Origin of the sequence: Candidatus Protochlamydia amoebophila UWE25 (genome assembly GCF_000011565.2) — a bacterium.
Classification (GTDB): Bacteria; Chlamydiota; Chlamydiia; order Chlamydiales; family Parachlamydiaceae; genus Protochlamydia; species Protochlamydia amoebophila.
The window spans coordinates 922088-943845 of the sequence record NC_005861.2 but is presented as its reverse complement, the minus strand read 5'-3'; the positions used below and the strand labels follow the sequence as shown (position 1 = coordinate 943845).

11 protein-coding genes and 2 pseudogenes are annotated in these 21758 nt (G+C 35.6%); 8 read left to right on the top strand and 5 right to left on the bottom strand.

The window, feature by feature from the left end:
* The first annotated feature begins 6 nt into the window (after window positions 1-6).
* Window positions 7-465: a CesT family type III secretion system chaperone gene (locus tag PC_RS03585; RefSeq protein WP_011175296.1), complete on the top strand. Its 459-nt coding sequence runs from the start codon at window positions 7-9 to the stop codon at window positions 463-465.
* Window positions 462-2045: a 4-alpha-glucanotransferase gene (locus tag PC_RS03580; RefSeq protein WP_044044883.1), complete on the top strand. Its 1584-nt coding sequence runs from the start codon at window positions 462-464 to the stop codon at window positions 2043-2045. The genes PC_RS03585 and PC_RS03580 overlap by 4 nt, the downstream gene beginning before the upstream one ends.
* 104 nt (window positions 2046-2149) lie before the next feature.
* Here the strand turns inward: PC_RS03580 and PC_RS11945 are convergent.
* The 3 genes and pseudogenes from PC_RS11945 to PC_RS03575 form a co-directional block, all read right to left on the bottom strand.
* A pseudogene (locus tag PC_RS11945) lies at window positions 2150-2847 on the bottom strand (IS1 family transposase); the annotation flags it as partial.
* Between the two features lie 306 nt (window positions 2848-3153).
* Window positions 3154-3270: a leucine-rich repeat domain-containing protein gene (locus PC_RS11085; RefSeq protein ID WP_181679043.1), complete on the bottom strand. Its 117-nt coding sequence runs from the start codon at window positions 3268-3270 to the stop codon at window positions 3154-3156.
* A 33-nt stretch (window positions 3271-3303) separates the two neighbouring features.
* Window positions 3304-5601 (bottom strand): BTB/POZ domain-containing protein, encoded by a 2298-nt coding sequence (locus PC_RS03575; protein ID WP_011175293.1) that lies wholly within the window; start codon window positions 5599-5601, stop codon window positions 3304-3306.
* 1028 nt (window positions 5602-6629) lie between these two features.
* Here PC_RS03575 and PC_RS03570 point away from each other — a divergent pair.
* Window positions 6630-8165 (top strand): transglutaminase family protein, encoded by a 1536-nt coding sequence (locus PC_RS03570; RefSeq protein WP_011175292.1) that lies wholly within the window; start codon window positions 6630-6632, stop codon window positions 8163-8165.
* A 41-nt stretch (window positions 8166-8206) separates the two neighbouring features.
* Entirely contained in the window at window positions 8207-8791 is a 585-nt protein-coding gene (locus PC_RS03565; RefSeq protein ID WP_011175291.1) for a cob(I)yrinic acid a,c-diamide adenosyltransferase, read from the top strand.
* A gap of 15 nt (window positions 8792-8806) precedes the next feature.
* Here the strand turns inward: PC_RS03565 and ispG are convergent, their stop codons facing one another.
* Complete coding sequence (ispG, locus tag PC_RS03560; protein WP_011175290.1) at window positions 8807-10771, bottom strand: (E)-4-hydroxy-3-methylbut-2-enyl-diphosphate synthase; 1965 nt, start codon at window positions 10769-10771, stop codon at window positions 8807-8809.
* Between the two features lie 365 nt (window positions 10772-11136).
* Here ispG and PC_RS03555 point away from each other — a divergent pair, with 365 nt between their 5' ends.
* Both PC_RS03555 and PC_RS03550 read left to right on the top strand, forming a co-directional pair.
* A complete protein-coding gene (locus PC_RS03555; protein WP_011175289.1) occupies window positions 11137-16644 on the top strand; it encodes an RHS repeat-associated core domain-containing protein in 5508 nt (1835 codons plus the stop codon).
* Entirely contained in the window at window positions 16637-17170 is a 534-nt protein-coding gene (locus tag PC_RS03550) for a hypothetical protein (protein WP_044044880.1), read from the top strand. Before PC_RS03555 ends, PC_RS03550 begins: the two co-directional genes overlap by 8 nt.
* A 638-nt stretch (window positions 17171-17808) precedes the next feature.
* Here the strand turns inward: PC_RS03550 and PC_RS03545 are convergent.
* Window positions 17809-18687: an IS982-like element ISPasp1 family transposase gene (locus PC_RS03545; RefSeq protein ID WP_011175287.1), complete on the bottom strand. Its 879-nt coding sequence runs from the start codon at window positions 18685-18687 to the stop codon at window positions 17809-17811.
* A gap of 272 nt (window positions 18688-18959) precedes the next feature.
* On the opposite strand from PC_RS03545, the pseudogene PC_RS11895 reads away from it, so the two are divergent.
* Together PC_RS11895 and PC_RS11080 are read left to right on the top strand one after the other, a co-directional pair.
* A pseudogene (locus tag PC_RS11895) lies at window positions 18960-19013 on the top strand (hypothetical protein); the annotation flags it as partial.
* Window positions 19014-19088: 75 nt separating this feature from the next.
* Window positions 19089-21653, top strand: a complete 2565-nt coding sequence (locus tag PC_RS11080; protein ID WP_044044879.1) for a WD40 repeat domain-containing protein — start codon at window positions 19089-19091, stop codon at window positions 21651-21653.
* Window positions 21654-21758: the final 105 nt, after the last annotated feature.

Here is a 21758-nt window from a genome sequence, read left to right as displayed (position 1 = left end):
TATCCTATGGTTAGTAGCCAGTTTGAATCCATTTTGAAAGAATTCGAACTTTTTTTCAATTGTTCATTAAAAGCAGATGAAAATGAATCTTGTCTGATTCAAATGGGAATTGGAGTAAATATCCAAATTGAACTTAATCGAGAAGGAAAGTTATTAATTGGCTGCCGTATAGCCACACTTCCATTAGGGAGATTCCTTCATGAAGTAGTCAAAGAAGCTTTAAAAGCGAATGATTTTTATCCCCCTTCGAGCGGAATTTTTGGCTTTAGCCATAAATCCAGTAATTTAATTTTATATACTTTAATTGATCCTTATCAGTTAGACCAAAACAAAATTGAAAGCATTCTTTCACCTTTTGTTGCCAAAGCGAAAATTTGGTCCGATGCTCTCAATCAAGGAAATGTTCCGTATATTACAGAAATTACCAATACTCCTCCTGCACCTCCATTTGGTTATCAAAGATGATAGATCCTACTTTCTTACTTCATTCTCTTGCGGCTAAACAGTGGGAGCGAATCGGTATCAAGCACCATCATGGAATCAATGTTCCTTTATTTAGTGTTCATTCCTCTCAATCATGCGGAATTGGGGAATTTACAGACCTTTTTCTTTTAATCGATTGGTGTAAGTCGATCAATTTTGATTTAATTCAGCTCCTCCCTTTGAATGATAGCGGTCTTGGAACCAGTCCCTACAGTGCCCTATCAGCCTTTGCTTTAAGTCCCCTCTATTTAGGGTTACATGCTTTACCACATTTAGAAGAATTTCCCTCTTTGCATGATGAATTAAAAGCTATTCCTAAATTATCTAACCATCAACGCGTTGACTATAAGCTTGTGCGTGAAAATAAAGAACGTTTTTTACACCATTATTATGAACAAGCCGGTTCTTTGATTTTAAATAGCCAAGCTTACCAAGCATTTGTTCAAAACAATGCCTGGTTAAAGGGATATGCTGTTTTTAAAACTTTAAAGTCTCAATATCAATGGTCGAATTGGGAAAGTTGGCCCATTGTTGATCAATCTCCCACGCCAGAATTGTTAGAAAAAGTATATGCCAAGCATCAATCCGAAGTCGATTTTCACTGCCTCATTCAATATCTTTGTGATCAACAGCTTAAATCTGTGAAGGAATATGCCGATCGACATGGCGTTTATCTCATGGGTGATATTCCTATTTTGATTGATCGAGATAGCGCTGATGTTTGGTTACATAGATCTCTATTTGATTTAGAATTTTCGGCCGGAGCTCCTCCTGATATGTACAGTAGTGAAGGGCAAAATTGGGGCTTCCCAATTTACAATTGGGAAGCCCTCGCTCAGGAAAATTACCGTTGGTGGATAGATCGTTTAAATTGGTCTTGTCGCTATTATCATATTTATCGTATCGACCATATTATTGGTTTTTTCCGCATTTGGTCTATTCGTCGCAGTTTAACGAGTCGACAAGGAGAATTTATTCCTTCTGATGAAGCAACTTGGGTCGATCATGGACAACGCATTATGTGTGTTATGCTTAGAGAATGTGAAATGCTTCCTATCGGAGAAGACCTTGGTGCAGTCCCTGATCGGGTCAGAGAATGTTTAAGCGCACTTGGCATTTGTGGAACCCGTGTAATGCGTTGGGAACGGCTTTGGAAAGATAATGGCCGTTTTCTTCTCCCACAAGAATATCCAGAACATAGCATGACAACTGTTTCAACTCATGACAGCGAAACCTTACAACAGTGGTGGCAATCTTTTCCTTTAGAAGCTCAAGTCTTCGCTCAACTTAAGGGCTGGTCTTACCACCCTTATTTAAATCGTGAATACCAAAAAGAAATTTTATGGGACAGCCATCACACAAGCAGTTTATTTCATATTAATCTTTTACAAGAATATTTGGCTCTTATTCCTGGTTTGACTTGGCCTCACCTAGAAGATGAGCGGATTAATATCCCAGGAATTATCTCTGAAAGAAATTGGAGCTATCGATTCAAACCAAGTTTAGAAGAACTCACCTCTCATCCAGCATTAACCTACCTTATGCAACAACTTATTATTTAATAAGTTGTTAAGTTGATTTCTCTAACCTTAAACCCATGTATTTATACATATATTAGAATGTTAAATAATGATCAATAAAAGTGCTTTTTTAGCTTTAGGTAGACCTAAACATGTAACGCTCGATGCCGATTGTAGTTGCAAATGAAACAGTTGATCATACCAATAGGGTTAGTTAACTTCTTCGAGAAGAAGAGGGGTTTTCTCACAAATCGAGAGTATCTTTGTCTAAGTTGTTATTAAATTTTTCAATAGAGCTTGTTTCTCCCAATTTCTTTCCAACTAAGTCGGTGTTGCATCGAAGGAATGACTTCATCATACGCTGAGAATTTAGTTTGTATAAAAAACGGTTTTTTTAAGTTTTCTGGCAATTTTCCCATCAGACATTCGGCCTCTTTTCGCGTTCGCTTTCGGCCGTACATGGTTAAAACTTGCCGCGTAGCAGAGTGCAAAACAAGCCATAATCATTGTTGATTATCCTCATTTCCCCATAGCTCCATTACTCTCATCTAACTCGATAACAGCGACTTGAATCTTCTCTGCACTCGTTACAGTTACATTCAGGCTTTCTGGTAATTCCTTAATGTTTTCATGAATGAATTGTAAAAGCCATGGCATGCTAAGATTAAAAAATGCGGCAGACATCTTCTAGTGAAAACTGTTCGAAGAGAGATTGATGAATTCAGGAGTGCCTCTCTTCATTAATCCTTTTATTTTGAGGATTTATGATAAGCTGACGTCCACAGTTAGGTCATGGGTGATTCTGCTTTCCGTTATGAAAATGACCATTTTTTTTTGATAGTTGTCGAGCTACAACTTGGGCACGTTAATGTCATTTTAGGTCTCCGTATGAGGAAAACCCTATAAGAAAGCCATTTACATTAGAAAAGCCAAATGAAAATTTTTAGTTAGCATGACATGTTTAGAATTACCAAATTTTATGAGCATAAATATTTTTAAAAATTTTTTCTATCTTTTTTGCTAATTTCACATTTGACTTTCTTTGTTATTACACTTCAAGCGAGATCAGTTCGCATTCATCCCGAATTAAATGCGTTAAAGCCGCTAAGAGTGTCAAATACACTAATCCAACGTCAGTGAGTTTATCGCATCAACTTAAGTCTAAATGTTGCAAATCCACTAAGGACGTTAAATGCGCCAATCCAACGTCAGTGAGATTATTGTATTTACTCAGATCTAAATGCGTTAAAGCCGCTAAAAGTGTCAAATTTACTAATCCAACGTCAGTGAGTTTATCGCATCAACTTAGGTCTAAATGTTGCAAATCCACTAAGGACGTTAAATGCGCCAATCCACTACCGTCTGTGAGATTATTGTATTTACTCCGATCTAAATGCTGTAAAGCTATTAAAGGTGATAAATGCGCTAATCCATCGTCCGTGAGATTTCCACAATGACTCAGATCTAAATGCTGTAAAGCCACTAAGAATTTCAAATTCACTAATCCATCGTCCGTGAGATTTCCACAATGACTCAGATCTAAATGCTGTAAAGCCATTAAGGGTGATAAATTCACTAATCCAGCGTCCGTGAGATTTCCACAATGACTCAGATCTAAATGCTGTAAAGCCATTAAGGGTGATAAATTCACTAATCCAGCGTCCGTGAGCTTTCCACAATGGCTCAGATTTAAATGCTGTAAAGCCACTAAGAATTTCAAATGCGCTAATCCAGCACCAGTGAGCTTTCCACAATGACTCAGATCTAAATGCCGTAAAGCCGCTAAGGGTGTCAAATTCACTAATCCATCGTCAGTGAGCTTTCCACAATGGCTCAGATTTAAATGCTGTAAAGCCACTAAGAATTTCAAATGCGCTAATCCAGCACCAGTGAGTTTATCGCATCCACTCAGATCTAAATGCTGTAAAGCCACTAAGAGTTTCAAATGCGCTAATCCATCGTCAGTGAGCTTTCCACAATAGCTCAAGTTTAAATGTTGTAAAGCCACTAAGAGTTTCAAATGCGCTAATCCATCGTCAGTGAGCTCGCATCCAATCAGATCTAAATGCTTTAAAGCGGCTAAGGAAGTTAAATGCGCTAATCCAGCATCTGTGAAATTTCCACAATAGCTCAAGTTTAAATGCTGTAAAGCCATTAAGGGTGTTAAATGTGCTAATCCAGCGTCGGTGAAGTTATAGTTCCAACTCAGATTTAAATACTGTAAAACCACTAAGGACGTTAAATGCGTCAATCCAGCGTCAGTGAGATTATGGCACCCATTCAGATCTAAATGCTGTAAAGCCATTAAAGGTGTTAAATGCGCTAATCCAGCGTCCGTAAGATTTCCACAATAGCTCAAGTTTAAATGTTGTAAAGCCACTAAGAGTTTCAAATGCGCTAATCCAGCATCGGTGAAATTTCTACAATGGCTCAGATCTAAATGCTGTAAAGCCACTAAGAGTTTCAAATGCGCTAATCCAGCGTCCGTAAGCTTTCCACAATGGCTCAAGTTTAAATGCTGTAAAGCCACTAAGAGTTTCAAATGCGCTAATCCAGCATCGGTGAAATTTCTACAATGGCTCAGATCTAAATGCTGTAAAGCGGCTAAGGGCGTTAAATGCACTAATCCATCGTCAGTGAGCTCGCATCCACTCAGATCTAAATGCTTTAAAGCGGCTAAGGGAGTTAAATGCGCTAATCCAGCATCCGTGAGATTGTGGCACGCTTGGAGATTAAGTACTTTCAAATTTTCACAATTTTTTAACGCTAAGAGATGTGCATCAGTCAAATGGGCATTCTTTGAAAAATTAAGCTCTTCTATCTCATTTAAGAAGTGGTTTAAAATTTTTTCAAATTCCGTTAAATCAGGCGCCTGATTTAATAAATTACTCACGACTGTGAATTCTAGATAATTTTTTAAAGCGTCTAAGTGATATTGATGTGCAAAATTTAAAACTTCTTTTAATTTTACTAGGCTGTCTTCGGTGGAATTAAATAGCTCACCTTCTTCTGATTTATATGCATCAAGCAACCGCTCTTCTAAATTTTTTACAACTTCTGCCAGTTGATAATAATCGGCTAATTGAATGAAAGAAGGAAGATCTTCCACAGGAACTTTAAAGCTAGCATCCACCAGGCAATTGAGTAGATAAGTAAACTCTTTTTGTGTCAAATCGAGAGGATCTTGAAGAGTTTCTTGGAAATTTCCCGACCAAAGACTCTTAAAATAGAGCGATTTTTCCATTAACAAAGATATGTGAGAACTAGAGATACTTAGAGAAGTTTTATCCTGAAAGCTCAGTTTGTAAGAAGGAGGGACAAAACATAAAGTTTGACTCGAACTTGGTAAAGGTAAACCAGATCCTGGACGATTTGTGGCGATCTCCTTTCGCCCCCAAAAAATCTCTCTCCATTGAGATTGAAATTGATCTCTATTGATATAGCTGAAGAATGGGTTCAGAGAAGACTGAAAAATTTTTTTGCATAATAAATTTATTCGTTCAGAAAAATTTAAACGATTGTTCGATCGATAGTAAGTATGAGAATCTGTATTGACAATGAAATGACTAGAATTAAATCTTGAATTATGAATATACATAATTATCCTTTAGTTTAATTAAATGACTTTTAATTATATTATATAAATAAAATAATATCAATAGTAATAAATAAAAATATGCAATTAAATTTAAATTGAGAATTGGTTTTAACGATCGATAGTTGAGGGTATTTTGTTGCAATATGAAAAAATCCGCAAAGAAATTGATTCTAATTTCTCACTTAAATGAACAATCCCCTGTTTATTGAATAGCGTTTTCGTTGTATTTTTAGGTCAATATAAATTTTATTGCTTCTTAAAGAATGAAAATAGATTAAATGTGGTATTTCAAGCATTTAAAACACGCAAATAGCTGTTTCTAATCTAGCAAAATAGGAATATACTTCGTTCACTCTGATTGCGCATTTTTACTCATCGCTCAGTACTAGAATTTTTAAAATTTTATTAGCTTTTTCATAGCGAATAATATTTCTTGATCTAGCATCATTGAGATTTTTTGTATCAACGCAGATCCAAATGTGGTTTAGCTAATAAGAATTTAAAATTTGCTAATCCAGCGTCAATGAGATTATCACATCCATTCAGATCTAAATGCTGTAAAGCGACTAAGAATATTAAATGCGCTATCCAGCATCAGTGAGATTAGTGCATCTAGACAAACAAATCTGGAGAAACTCAAAACATTAGCTGAAGCTATTAAATTTCTTTTTTAACTATTTTGTGAAAACGATGAAAATTTAATTTTAAAATACTATAATAATATCCTTAGACAAAGATGCTCTCGACTTGTGAGAAAAACCCTCTTTTTTGTCGAAGAAGTTAACTAACCCTATTGGTATGATCAATTATTTCACTTACGACTACAATCGGCGCCGAGTTTTACATGTTTAGGATTAACTAGCTTTTGAAAAAAAAGAGTTTTAGATTGGTCTTAAAATGCATTACTTATCCAAGGCTCTTTTTTATAGAAACTGAATGATTCAAAAAGTTATCTTTGAGCACTGTTATGAACTTGAACAAATTTCTTTACTCCAGATATTCTGAATGCAGATTTAATGGAGGGTATTATGATCAAGTTCTATGTGCAATGCCTACTGATAATCATTTTTTTTCATTTAGAAGGTGTTTCTTCTACCTCAGATCAAAAACTTAAAACTCTTTATACAAGCCTAAACCCCACCTCTGTTTCGCAACATTTGGCTTTTTATGAATTGTATCCCTCCCATCCTTTAGGGCAGAAAGCACTCCAAGATGCTTGGAACCTTTTAACGGGGAAACAAGAAAAAAATGTATGCTTGAATGGCATTCCTCTTTCTGGCCCCGTTATCCAGGCCCTAATTAATATCGTCAATAAACAACCAAATACTGAGCTAGTTCCTCTCACTTCTCAAGAGCTTGATGAAATAGAAAAGCTATCCAAACGTTTAAGTCACTATAACCTTCAAGGGCATTCTGTTTGGAATGAAAAAGACATCTGGCCTTTACCAACTGAAGAGGTTGATTTGGCACGCGGATTATTTTTGAGTCAATTTGGAAATGATTCCCTGCGTATTCGCACCTATGAAGCGATGATTGATTTAATTGCGCTTCAAATCCTTGCGCGATTACCTCCTAAAGCCTCACCTGAATTAGTGATCAAGGCAACCAACCAAATGATTTTTGACGAGATGAGATTTCGATTTCCTCCGCAATCCTTGTATGCCAATCACATCGATGTCTATACATTTTTACCTTCTGTTTTAGATTCTCATCGAGGAGTTTGTCTGGGTGTCTCTATCTTGTATCTGTGCCTCGCTCAGCGATTAAATCTCCAACTTGAAATGGTCACTCCTCCTGGTCATATCTATATTCGTCATCGCTCTAAAGATAAAGTGATCAATATTGAAACAACGGCAAGAGGAGTTCATCTAGATTGCGAGAAATATTTAAGCATCAATAACCGTTCTTTAAAACACCGGCCTCATAAAGAAGTGATTGGAATGGCTCATTTTAACCAAGCTTCTGTCTATTGGCAGCAAGGACAATTTGAACAGGCTTTTTTAGCTTATCAAAAAGCAGAACCTTATCTCAAAGATGATCCTTTATTGAAAGAGTTAATGGGATATACATGCTTATTGACAAACCGCGAAACATTAGGTTTAGAACTGATTAAGAGTATTAAAGATCATATTCCTGATTATGCTGTTGTCAAGTCTACCGTGGCAGAAGATTATTTAAATGGAATGACAGACGCCAAAAGCATTGCTATTTTGTTTTCAAGAACGGATGAAAATCGAACCGCTTTATTAGCAAAAAAAGACTCTTTAGAAAAAATAATCAATAAATTTCCTCGCTTCCGAGCAGGTTTATTACAATTAGCTATGACATGGACACAGCTACATCGAGCAGAAAAAGCTTTAGAGAAGCTTAAAGAGCTTGATGCTTTTTATCCTCACGATCCAGAAGTCAATTATTATTTAGCCATTCTTCATGCACAACGTTTAGATTATCCGCAAGCATGGATTCATTTAAAGCAAGCAGAGAAATTCACTTTAGCACGAGCTTACGACTGCAAACAATTAAAAGAACTAAGACAAGCTCTTGTCAAAGAATGTCCAGAATAATAATCTACGTCAACGAGCATTTATTATAAGAGGTAGCAGCAGTGAAAATTTATACACGTACAGGTGACAAAGGAACGACGTCATTATTTACAGGTAAACGCGTTAGTAAAAATGATGTCTTCATAGAGACCCTCGGTACCGTTGATGAGGGAAACTCTTCGATTGGTATGGCCATTTCTCTTCTTCCTAAAGAGCCTTTTTATCAACAAATCAAAGAACAACTCGAAGTGATCCAACATGCGTTGTTTGACGTAGGAGCCGCTCTTGCAACTCCAAGAACTAGCCAACATGCAAAAAAATTAGAAAAAACACGATTTGATCAAGAAGAAATTCGGTTAGTAGAAAAATGGATCGATCAAATGGAAACTGAACTACCTCCTCTTAAAAATTTTATCTTACCTGGAGGTCATTCAGCAGGAGCCGCTTTACATCTTTCAAGAAGTATCATTCGACGCGCGGAACGCTTAGTCGTGCCTCTATATGAACAGGCCGATGTTGTAGAAGATATTTTAATTTATTTGAATCGTTTATCGGATTATTTATTTGTTGTGTCAAGATTTGTCAATTTTCACTTAAATGTGCCTGAAACTGCCTGGGAACCCCATAAATGCTCATCGTTAAATTAACATCGATGGCGAATGTTATGCATTGACCGTTTGAGGTTCTATCCAACGACCATGTGCTCTGATTAAATTGACAAGACGATCATCTGCATCTGCAAAATCGATATCTTTTTCCACGCATTCTTTCCCAACGTAAAGATCGATTTTACCAGGCTTAGATCCAACGTACCCAAAATCTGCATCGGCCATTTCCCCCGGCCCGTTAACAATGCATCCCATAATCGCAATTTTAACGCCCGGTAAATGAGAGGTACGAGACTGAATTCGTTTAGTGACATCTTGAAGATTAAATAATGTCCGTCCACAGCTTGGGCAAGAAATAAAATCAGTTTTAGACATGCGAAGGCGAGCCGCCTGTAAAATGGAAAAACTCAATTGACGAAGAAAAAGAATATCATAAGGACCTTCTAACCAAACTCCTTCTCCAAGTCCATCACATAAAAGGGATCCACATTCCATACTAGCTAAAAGAATGGTATCTTCATTTTCTCCTTGATAAGTGAAGTTTAAAATGACTGGATAATTTAATTGATTTTGCTGTAGCCACTCAAAAAATTGTCTTGAATAGTGTAAGCGATTAGTTGAAGGAGATAAAATAATTAATTGTGGTTTTAAAGAAATAACTTCTTTCCACTCTTTTTCAGTTTCATCAGTTATTTGAATGATCAAGGGCTGCCCAGCGGATTTAGCCCATGATGAAGAAAAACGGGAAGCAAAAGAATCCACTGCACGGGACTGGAGCCATTTTTTTAACGGGTGAATAACCAAACTCATTTCAAAAGGATCTTTTGAAAAAAGGCCAATTCCTAAATCTTTTAAAATTTGAAGCTGCCGTTTTTCTTCAGAGTCAGAATTTGGATTTTTTAAAACTAAATTATCTGCTGTGGCAGTCTTTAATTTAGGTTTCCCAAAAGGGCCTTCACAACCAATTTGTTGATAGAGAGAAGCCTCTTTAAGCATATTAATCGGTAACGAAATAAAAACTGTTCCGTCACGATGCATGGGAACGGTTGAAGATAAGTGCACTTGACGTCGTTCGATTGCTTCTATCTGACGATAATTTTCTATAAAAGGAGCCACACCTTGCTGTTGATAAGCAGAAGCCAGTTTAATCAATCGTTGGCAAGGATTTATCTCGTGCCAAGGATCTTCTGTTAACGAAACACGAATGGTATCCCCAATTCCATCAATCAAAAGAGATCCAATTCCCATCGCAGATTTGATTCGCCCATCTTCCCCTTCTCCGGCTTCTGTCACACCTAAGTGTAAGGGATAATCCCACTCCAATGCATACATGGCTTGCGTCAATAAACGATAAGCTTGAATCATGACTTGTGGATTCGAAGCTTTCATAGAAAAAAGAAAGTTATGATAATCATTTTTTCGACAAATGCGAGCAAATTCCAGAGCTGACTCGACCATTCCAAAAGGAGTATCTCCATATCGGTTCATGATTCGATCGGATAATGAGCCATGATTGGTTCCAATTCTCATAGCACGGTTTAACCGTTTACACTTTTCCACTAAGGGAGTAAATTTTTCTTCAATCCTCTCAATTTCTCTGGCATAAGACTCATCATCATAAACAATTTGCTTAAAGCTCGCACGTTTATCGACAAAATTTCCCGGATTAATGCGTACTTTGTCTACAAAATCCACAACACGCATGGCTGCAGGAGGATAAAAATGGATATCCGCCACAAGAGGAATTTGATAACCACGTTTAATCAACCCCTTTTTGATATGTTCACACGCATCCGCTTCTTTAATTCCCTGGACTGTCACGCGAACAATTTCGCATCCCTGATCAGCCAAACGGATGACTTGTTCAATTGTCGCTTCCACATCTCGTGTACTGGATGTTGTCATGGATTGGATACGAATAGGATGGTTGCCTCCAATGCCAACATTTCCCACATTAACAATGCGCGTCGGGCGCCTCTCTGTTTGATGAATCGCCTCACAATATTTTTTTTGGACCATGACGAACACCTTTTCAAGTTTAAAACTTTTCGTTCTCTAAGAAAAAAAATATAACAGAAGTTAGCCAAAATGCCAATGACTTTATCCCAAGGGAATCTTTCAGCATAAGGTAAGCAAGCTTAATGAAATTTTAAAACAATACCTTAGATCTTTTTGCCACTTTAGCTATCCAAAAAACTTTCAAAATTTTGTTGCTGCTAGTGAAAAAATTTTATGAAAGCTACTAATTCATTTTGAAATAGCAGAACTTAAAACATCCTCAAAAATGATTTTAATAAAAAAATAATTTGACAAATCTCTAGTAATCTCTTTAATGTGGATGCCTATTTTTAAATTCAAATCAGAACTTTTTTTAAGGCATCTTTATGCGTTGGATAATATATATACTGTTGAACTTTATTCTTTGCCTGCAAACGCTGACAGCAAACAACAATGATTCTATTCCAGCCATTGAATCAGTTGCAACGACAGAAGGGCTCCCTTCAAGTCTTGTAGGTGGAATGGTTTGCGCCATTAGCGGACAGTTGGTCGACCAAAGTGTGGACGTTGTGGTTCCAGGACCTGAACCCTTAATTTTTAGTCGTTCTTACTGTAGTTTAAGTACCCAAGAAAGATTTGGCATAAGTTGGTGGTCCAATCATCGCGATATGCTCTATTATTCGCATGGAGTATACCAGCAAAAAGAGGTAAATTATTGCCAACTTTTTTCAACAAGTGGGTCCACCCTAACTTATTATCATTCTCTTATCTTAGATGGTGACAAAAAAAAATGCCAATTTAAAATGATTCGTCCTAAAGGGCTGACTAACGGAGCAGGAAATGAAATTAGTGGACGAACAAATGTCAATAATTACCAAGTGACAACTTATCCTGATGATGAACAATTTTCAGTCAAAACAGGAGCGGGAGTTGTTAAACATATTCAGCGCTATAAGACCCCGTTAGGAGACATTAATTACCTTCAGTCGAGTGAAACCAAACCAAATGGCATTCGTTTAGAATATGTCCATTCCAAGGATGTATTCGGAAGACTCCATATTATTAAGTGTTTAAACGCTAAAACACAACGAATATTTAGTACGATTCGATTTGATCAAGTTGGTAAGCGTCTTCATCTTCAAACCAGCGACAACCAAGTGGTCAAATATAGTTTTACTCGACAAACAGTTAAAAATTATTCTAATGACACTATTTTATATGTAAAAGACGTTGAAAAACCTAGATTTCCTCACGAAAGCTATGAATATGTCAAAAGAGATTCATCTGATTTCCTCCTGATGTCAAAAAAGAAAATTGCTGATAAGCAATTTTTAGATATTAGCTACTACAAAAACAAGCATCTCTATCAATTTAATAACGCTCTTCCTGCCATTTGTATTGAAGATAAAAATGATTATCGCATCGACCGTGTGCGACAATTAAAAGCACCCGTTGGGCCAGATGATAAAGCTATTACAACTCATCGCTTTGTATACGATATCAAACAGGATGATAACGAGCTTCAAGAAGGGAAAACAGATGTTTATGATGCCTACTCTCATAAAACAACTTATTGCTTCACAAAAGAACACCGCCTAGAACAAATTCGAAAATATCAAGGCACTTCCGATTATCACTTATTTAGTAAAGAAGGTTTTGTATGGGGGAAAGAGGGTTCCTCGAATGAAGGAAATCTCATTTGTAAATATCTCAAAGATGGTCAAGGAAATACGCATCAAGCGAGATATTTTAAATACGATGAGCGAGGAAACATTAAAAAAAAGGAATTATGGGGATGTTTGACAGGAATGCCAACCCCTCAACTTCAGCTTGATAAACATCATATTCCTATTAATAATGGTTGTGAAAAAGAAAAAAAAGTTTGTACGTATTCAGAAGACGGGTTAAATCATCTTTTGACAGAGACAGATAGTAATGGCGTTGTTACCGTCTATCATTATTATCCAAGAAGTGATCTTTTAGCCGCTAAGCTCATTGTCGTTGATGAAATCGTACAAAAAAGAGAGTTTTATACTTATGACCAAAATCATGTCATCATTAAAAAAGTGATTGATGATGGGAAAGGATTATTAGAATACGATTTAACAGGTTTAACAAAACGCTTTATTACCCACTTTTACCCAAGGCAGCATACACTTGTACATTTGCCAGAACGAGTAGATCATATGTATTTGGATTTGCAATCCAAACAAGAAGTGTTGCTTAACAAAGTTATTTATCATTATACCCTGGAAGGTTATCTTGCAAAAGAAGACACTTATGATAACCAAGGCGATTTTTGTTATTCAAAAAGTTGGGAATATGACGGCCATGGCAACTGCACCAAGGAGATTAATCCTTTGGGTGAAGTCTCTTCTAAAAAATATGATGACTATAATAATCTCATCTTCCAAGAAGAGCCGGGTTCTCAATTTTCTTTACATAATACTTACGACTATTCCAATCGTCTCGTTTTGCAAGAAGAAAAGCATACGGATGGTAACTATTTTGCGACCAAGCACCGCTATAATTATTTAAACCAATGTATCGCCACAACTGATCCTTATGGACAAGAAACCACATTTGAATTTGACGATCTTGGTCGTCAAATTGCCACACATTTACCCGAGATAGAAAATGAAGCTGGAGAAATTGTTTCTCCCGTTATTCATAGAGAATATAATCTTATCGGTCTTCCAACTTGTGTAACAGATGCTAAAGGGTTGCAAACCAAAATTCAATATAACATTCGTGGTCAGCCTATTCTTGCCCACTATCCCGATGGATCATCCGAACAATATCTTTATTTGCTAGATGGAACTCTCATTCAAAAAACTGAACGCTCTGGCATACGCACGCACTATGAAAAAGATTATCAAGGAAGAATTCTAACCGAATCTACTTATGCTGCAGAAGGAAACCTTCTTTGTGCACAGCATTGGTCGTATAATGCTTTCCACCCCTTGACCTATATAGATAAAGAAGGAATCGTCACTCATTATCATTATGATTTTGCGGGTCGCCTAGTCTCTCAAATTAAAGAAGATCAAATGACAGAGTACTTTTACGATAGTTTGGGACGAGAAATTGAAACTAAAGAATGGATTGATGAATCAAATTATCGACGTACCATTAAAGTCTATGATTGGCTCAATCGTATTATTGAAGATAGGCTAGAAGATGCTCAAAATCAGCTCTATCAATGCAATCAATATACTTACAATGCGAAAGGAAATAAAATTGTTGTTAAGGCAGGTGAACAAGTCACAAAAACAACTTATGATGCCCATCAAAATGTGATAAAAATTACCAATGCACTTGGTCAAACGACGCACACAGCTTATAATCCTTACTACTTAAACCATTATAATCAACGCGTCTTGCAAGCCACCACAACAGATGCCCTAGGTTATCAGACAATTCTTACCTATGACAACGCGAATCGATTAGTTAGTGAGAAGCGAAAAACTCCTTTTGGAATAGAGATTTCTCATCAACAATTTTATTACGATTTGAATGGCAATCAAGCAAAACGCATTGACCATGTGATGGTGGATGGAAAAACAACGCATTCCATCGAAACCCTTTTCAGCTATAACGAAAATAATCAATTAATCATGCTTGCAGAAGCGGCTTATACACCCGAACAAAAAATCACTCATTACCTCTATAATCAACGAAGTCAAAAAATTTCTACCACAAAACCCAATGGAGCCATTTTATCTCACACCTACGATTCATTTGGCTATTTAAAAACATTAAAATCTTCTGATGGATCTATTGATTACGATTATGAGTATACATTAAATGGACTGGTAAAAAAAGTCGTCGACTATGTTACAGAAAGCTCTACTGAGCGTTTGTATGATCAAATGGGACGAATGATCCAAGAAAAACTCGGAAATGGATTAATTCTTGCTTATCAATACGATCGCCTTGGCAGAGCTATTCTTATCACCCTACCTGATCAAACAACAATTGAATATCAGTTCAGCGCAGTCGATTTAAAAGCTGTTCATCGTTTAGTAAACGAAAAGTACTCTTATACGCATAAAGATTTAGAACACAATCTACAAGGTGCACCAATTAAATCCCAACCGCCAGGAGAAAATGGCCTTGTTCATTATCAATATGATTCTTTAGATCGATGTGTCGGCGTTGCCTCCCCTTTTTTCAAACAAACAATTTCAAGTGAAGGGTATGATGAGGTCGGCAATCTGCTCAGCTATGAAACGGATGGCAAAGTTTCTTCTTATACTTATGATGATTTCTATCAATTACAAAGTGAAAAAGGACATGCTAATCATAAATACCAATGTGATTCCCTATCGAATCGCTTACTTAAAGATGATCAAGAACACACATACAATTCCCTCAATCAACTTTTAAAAAGAGGAGATGAAACCTATCTCTATGATCCCAATGGAAATTTAATTGAGAAACAAACGGCCTCAGAAAAAACCATTTACACCTACGATGCCCTTGACCGTCTCCAATCAGTAACATCCAAACAAAAAACAATTTCTTACTCTTACGATCCTTTTAATCGACGCCTGAGTAAAAAAGGTGTCAAAGAAGAGATGTACTTTCATCAAGGACAGGAAGAAATTGGAGCTATCGTTAAAGGAAAAATCACTGAATTAAAAGTTCTTGGGAAAGGTGAAAAGTATCCCCCTGTTGCGATTGAACTAAATGATCAAGTCTATGTCCCCATTCGTGATCTATTCGGTCAAATTAGCGGGTTACAGTCTTTACAAGGGCAACTAATTGAAACTTATCGTTATTCTGCTTTTGGAGAAATTCAAATCCTTAATGCGAAAGGAAAAGAAATTAAAGAATCTCAGGTTGGAAATCCTTGGCGTTATGCTAACAAACGATTTGATCCCGAGACAGGATTTGTCGCATTTGGTCTTCGGTATTATGATCCCAACCTCGGTCGCTGGGTCACAGCTGATCCTTCCGGCTTTGAAGACGGTCCTAACCTTTACGCCTATGTGCATCATAGCCCTCTGATCTACTTTGATCAATTTGGACTATTCACCTTTTCAGGTTTATTAGATACCACTTTTGATTACACAATGGCTTTGTGCGACTATGGTGCATTTGGAATTCCTGGCTTTGTTGCGAGTAATGTGTATCAGTACCTAAATAACGACCCATTAAACAATGTTGTGAATCATAAATTTTGTGAATCTGAAAAAGATTATGAATTTTTCCATTCAGATTCTGAAATTCCTGATGCTATTTATTATAATCGATCCGCAGTATATAATTTAAATGACTTTAAAAATCCTTCAACCAATATGCCCTATAACTTAAAGATGACTCAAGGTAAACTCTTAATGTTTATGAATGGTGTGAATAATAGCCTTCAAGATCACCTTAGTAGCCTTGGCCACCTTGGTTTACTTGCTAACCATAATGTACTTGGGGTATACTCTGCTTCCCAAGGGATGTTTAGTGATTTTTACCATTATAAACAAGCTTTAATAAACAATGTTGCTTATGAATCTGTGCGGATACTACATAGATCTTGGAATGAATTTTTCAAAGATACTCCTGAAGGAAAGATTTTAATGGTTTGCCATAGCCGAGCTGCTGTTTATGTTCGAAATGCTTTAATGGACTATCCGCCAGAATTGAGAAAACAGATTCAAGTCCTTGCTGTCGCTCCAGGAGGATACATAGCGGATGGCTTATGTGGCAAAGTAAAGCATCTAACGAGTGATAAAGATCTTATTCCTTGGTTAGATTATCATAAAATTTCGAGATGTGGAGACACAGTAGTGAATTTGAAAGCCCATCCAGAATATTTCATTATGGATCATTCATTCCAAAGCCCAACTTATGCACCTGAAATAAAAAAATTCGCAAATAAATTTTTTCATGAATAAACAATTTTATTTTTTATTATTAATTTGTTTAATTATCTTCGAAGCGGTTGCTATGCCATCGCATCATTCTAAAATGTCCCAAGAAGGTAATTTGATGTACGCAGTTATCAAAGATTTTGCAAAACGCATGAAATATGAGAAGAATTTGCAATTAGAGGCTATTGGAGGAGGGGTTGATAATGGTATAAATGAGTTTACTTTAGGATTTAGGAGAGAAGGCCTTCCCTTAAATAAAAAAGAATCAGAAACGCTAATCGTTTTAATTACAGAAGAATTTATCTCAGAAGTAAATAGTAATGAAATGATTCGTCCCTATCTCAGAGATTACCCTATTTCTAACACTAATGTAGACATGGGCATAGTTAATTATGATTTTAAAGGTAATGTAATTGAAACGCCAAATGTTGCTATTGTTTGTACCGATAAAGATAAAATTGTTTATTTCTATAAAGGACCTAAAGACATCTATGATTATAAAGATGAGCGCGAAAGTTACGAGGAAGCATTAAAAAAAATTAAACAGTGAAATTATAGAAGAATTTTTCTGTGAAGAGAATAGAAATAAAATACTTTATCGTCTCTGAAAAATTATTTTATTCCCAATACTGATGTTGAATATGAGCATATTTAATTATGATTTAGATGTTAATTTTATTCATCCTCCTTTTATAAATCTTGTCGCAGCTGACAGAGATAAAGTAGATATGTATCTATACAGCAATGGGATTAACAGAAGCGCTACCTTTCCTATGTAATAGCTGCAACCTCAGCAAGGTTTCAACAAAAGAGCCTTTTTTGTATTTAAAAATCTATTTATATACCAATTGATTTAATGAAAATCAAACTTATCATCCCTCCATTCATGTTACTTTGTCAATGCCGTCCGATATATCTTTGAGTTCATGATGCAAAAGATAGACTTCGCAAAATTACCAAAAAAGAATTCACTTATAAAAAAATGGGAGTAATACTCGGCAAGATGGTTTGCAATTAAGGAAAACAATTAGAGTTGTTTGCAGAACCAAAATCAGTTTAAAATATTTTTTTTTAACAACCGCCTTCCTGGTAAGTCTTCACTAATATCTGACAAAAAATTTCTTAAATCATGTCAATAATCAAATGAAAAAATTCATTATTCTATTTTAGTAACCTGAACTTTGGGTTTCAAGCAGCAATAGCTACACAGAATTTCTCTTCTCTAAAATTTAAAGACGGCTTTTTCCGTTGATGGCTATATGCAGCAAGCCCACCTAGCATATTTACCAAAAAATTGCCTATATTACGATGTCGAGTATGTTCAATTTGAGAAATATTTTTAAGTTGATCGTTGACTGTCTCTATAAGAGATCTCTTTCGTAATAAAATTTTATCATTAAAGGTCATTAATTTTTGTTTCATGTTTGCTCGTACACTCGTAAACAACTCTAAGCCCTGTTCTAGAAGACTTTCTGTTAATTTTCCAGAAATATAACCTTTGTCTCCAAATAACTTTCCAAACAGCCCCTTGGAAAGGGTTTCAGCCATCGATACATCAGATACATTACCTGGTGTAAGTTGAAAAGCTAAAATTTCCCCGCTGTCATTATTAATTATGTGTAATTTGAAACCGTAAAACCATCCTGAAGTGTTCTTCCCTCTTTTTGCTAGCCCTGCAAATACCTTATTTCGCGAAATTCTTTTATTATGACATACTGCTATTGATGTAGAATCAATAAAAGCTATTCCCGTCACTTTACCTTTTCTGTGCATGAGGTAAGCAAATAAAGGAACAAACATATTTTTCTTTAAATAAACGAATCGATCATAGCTTATTAATTTTGGAAATTCATTTCTTAAATAAAAATTAATGTAGTTATAGAAGTGTTTGAAAGTTCTGTAATTTGATTGATGAAATAAAACGATGATGGTCATCATTTCAGCTGGAGATAACACAGATTCTGGGCCCTTTTTGTGCTTTCCAGAATCTATAAGGTGTTTTTCCCATTCTTGCTTGAAAGATTTCCAGAAATCATCAATTGTACAATATAGTTCAGTTACATCCATTTTGACCTCTCATGATTAAGTATGGTTGTGGTAAACAATGCTTTTAAATCATGTTGAGGTCTTTTGTCATTCAAATTTTATGTATCTTGTTTAAGCCTAAACACCTAAACCCAAAGTTCAGGTTAGTATAGTTTACATACCGCACAAATAGTTGAATAGATCCTTCCTCACCTCTTTTTAGGAGAATTATACGATGCTAATTTCCTCTAATATTAATTCTAAGATTTTTGTAGAATAACGAACAAAATCCCTTACTTCCTTCTACTTTAGCTATAAAAATTGGGTTAAAAATATTCAAATATCTGGAATCGCTAGATCGAGGGCAAGCTAGGTTAGTGTGTAGAAAATGGAAGCAGCTGATCGATAAAGTGCATATTATTGAAAGCTATAATATAGGGCTTATGAATTCAGCCAAGGTGAGACAGGAAGCTACTCATTACTTGCGCAACCCTGAAAAATTGAAAGCAGAACGGCGCTTTCTTTTAACAATTGTCAGGCTTTCGAAAGATTGCATAAAAATAAAGGTCGCGGCTGCAAATGCCTTGATGATTTTAAAAAAAACCAATTTTTCTTTTATCGGCTCTGATTTCAGAGGGATCCAAGCTCCCGGTGTTAGGCTTGCCCGAACTCTTTTGGACAAGGTTAATTTCTCAGGGGCGAATCTAAAAGGGGCGAATTTTACCGACTGCTCCTTGGAAGATACCATTCTCGATGACGCGCAACTTGAGGGTGTCCAATTTGGCAAGCTTCCTTATTTAAACCACCAAGACAATGTACTCGCTATGGCTTTATCTCCTAATGGCAAGCATTTAGCCTCCACTGGTGCAAAAAATCTCTATGTCTGGAATCTGGAAACATTTGAAGTTGAAAAACAACCATTAGAAACAGGAAGGGATTGGAAGACTTTTCTCCTATTCTTTCAAGATGGTCAATTTCTTTTTAAAGCTTATAGCAAGATAGGAAACCGGACTCATAAACTAAAAGTTGAAATATGGAAAACTAATCCACTAGAAATGATTAATAGATTGATTTTTGACAATGTTAGCATTTTTTTGTTATTAGCTCTTACTCGAGATGGAACAAAGCTTGTTAGTGTAGGCGTAAAAAATGAAATTTTATGCGATGCAGAAACAGAAATTTGCCTTTGGCAAGTAGACTTCAACGAACAAAGCCTTCCTCAACTTACATTAGCTAAGAAAAAAATAATAACAGGCTTAGCAAAGAAGGCTAGCTATGCTCCCAAAATCTCTGTTATTGCCCTATATTTTTTTGAAAGAAGTTGCGTTGAATTTTACTCTCTTCCTGACTTGGAAATTAAACAAGATTGGAAGTTGCCACTGAAAATGAAAAAGAAATACAAAGTTAGCAATATGATATTTACTTCCCAAGAGAGCCAGCTTATTATAAGTATCCTTACCGGAATTAGTGAAGTTTTTGGTGAAGTTAAAGATAAAGTATATATCTGGGATATAAAAAATAAGAAAAAAAAGTTTTTATTTTTTGAAAAACGTCCTATAACTAACCTCCAATTTTTGCCAGATAGCCCATGGATGGCCTACTTTACAGGTGATAAACACGATGAAGTCTTTTTTCGCACCCGTGACAAAGATTTTAAATTAAAGTTCAGCGAACAACTTTCTGCTAAAATCAATGATATATATCAATTATATCAACGAACCATCAGTAATAGTAGTAGTACTATAACTCAAAATTTTATTTCTAATGGTCAATTTGTCTTTCGGTCTAAAACTAACCAAATTTTTATTGCTCCCTTAAAAAATTTTGTAGGTAAAAAAGAATTTACTCTATCTATTAGTGCTCTCCATTTTTCTTCAGATGAGCAAACAATTTATCTTTGGATGGTTGAAAATAAGTCATATTATTCTCCAGATGGACAAACAAAATGTCTTTGGAATGCTGAAAATAAACTCTATATTTATCAGACTTCTAATGGGAAAAATCTTGGGCATAAAAACTTACAGAAACCTTCTTTTGAACCGATGTGGATGTGGGGTTGCCGCCTCTCTTCCAATGCTCAATACTGCATTAAAACATATTATCATACAAGCCCTGGCAAAAATAAAATTATTATTTCTCAAGTTGAAAATAAAGATGTGCAAAGTTCATATATAGGAACTTTTTTCGCTTGTACTTTATCAAAAGATAATCGTTATCTCCTCTTTATTTATCGAAATCAATTTGAATTAATTAAAGCAGATTTCAATGAACAAAATCAATTAGTTGATATGGATTTTAATGAACAAAAAACTACTGTTTTCTGTCCCCGTCTATTGGACAAAGAAAAAATTAAATGTACTTTTTCTGATCCTTTATTTCCCATTACAACCCTTGCCTTGGTTAATGATGAATCAGGACAAATCAATATATGGGAGATTGATTGGGAAGCCAAACAAGTACAAGAAGTGGACCAATGTTCAACGGAGTTGTCCTTTACTAATTTTTTCTTTTTAGACCAATCGAAGTTTTATTTTCGAAAGGATAAAAAAACACTTGCTATATGGGATAAAAAGACGCGTAGCGAGGAAACCATCAAGTTTAAAAATGAGTTAGTTGACTTTGATATATCCGACGATGGCTTTTGGATGGTGACTGTTGAAAAACTAGCGAGTTCAATGCGCAGGGGCCCCTTTCTTTATGATAAAAACAAGTTTCGCTTATGGAATTTAGATCAAAGGGAAAAGCTTGATCGCTTTATTCTTCCTTTTCATGATTTGATAATCCAACTTTCACCCCAAGGCAAATTCTTAATTCTTCGAAATATCGATGGTTTAGTAAAGCTAAGCGTATGGAAAATAAAGAAAGGAAAATTTCTTCCTTTGTGGAAAATTCCCAATCATTTAAATGTAAAAGGATTGAGTTTAAAGAACACACAAAACTTGGATAGAATAAATGCTTTATTGCTTTCTCAATTACAAAATGAAAAAAACTTTCATAAAGACATCTAAACTTATTTAGTAGTTTAAAATCATTTCCCTTAAAATAGACCAATTTTTTAGGAGAAAAATTGATTATAAAAATCACTAATAAAGTGGAATTTAAGAATGAATAAA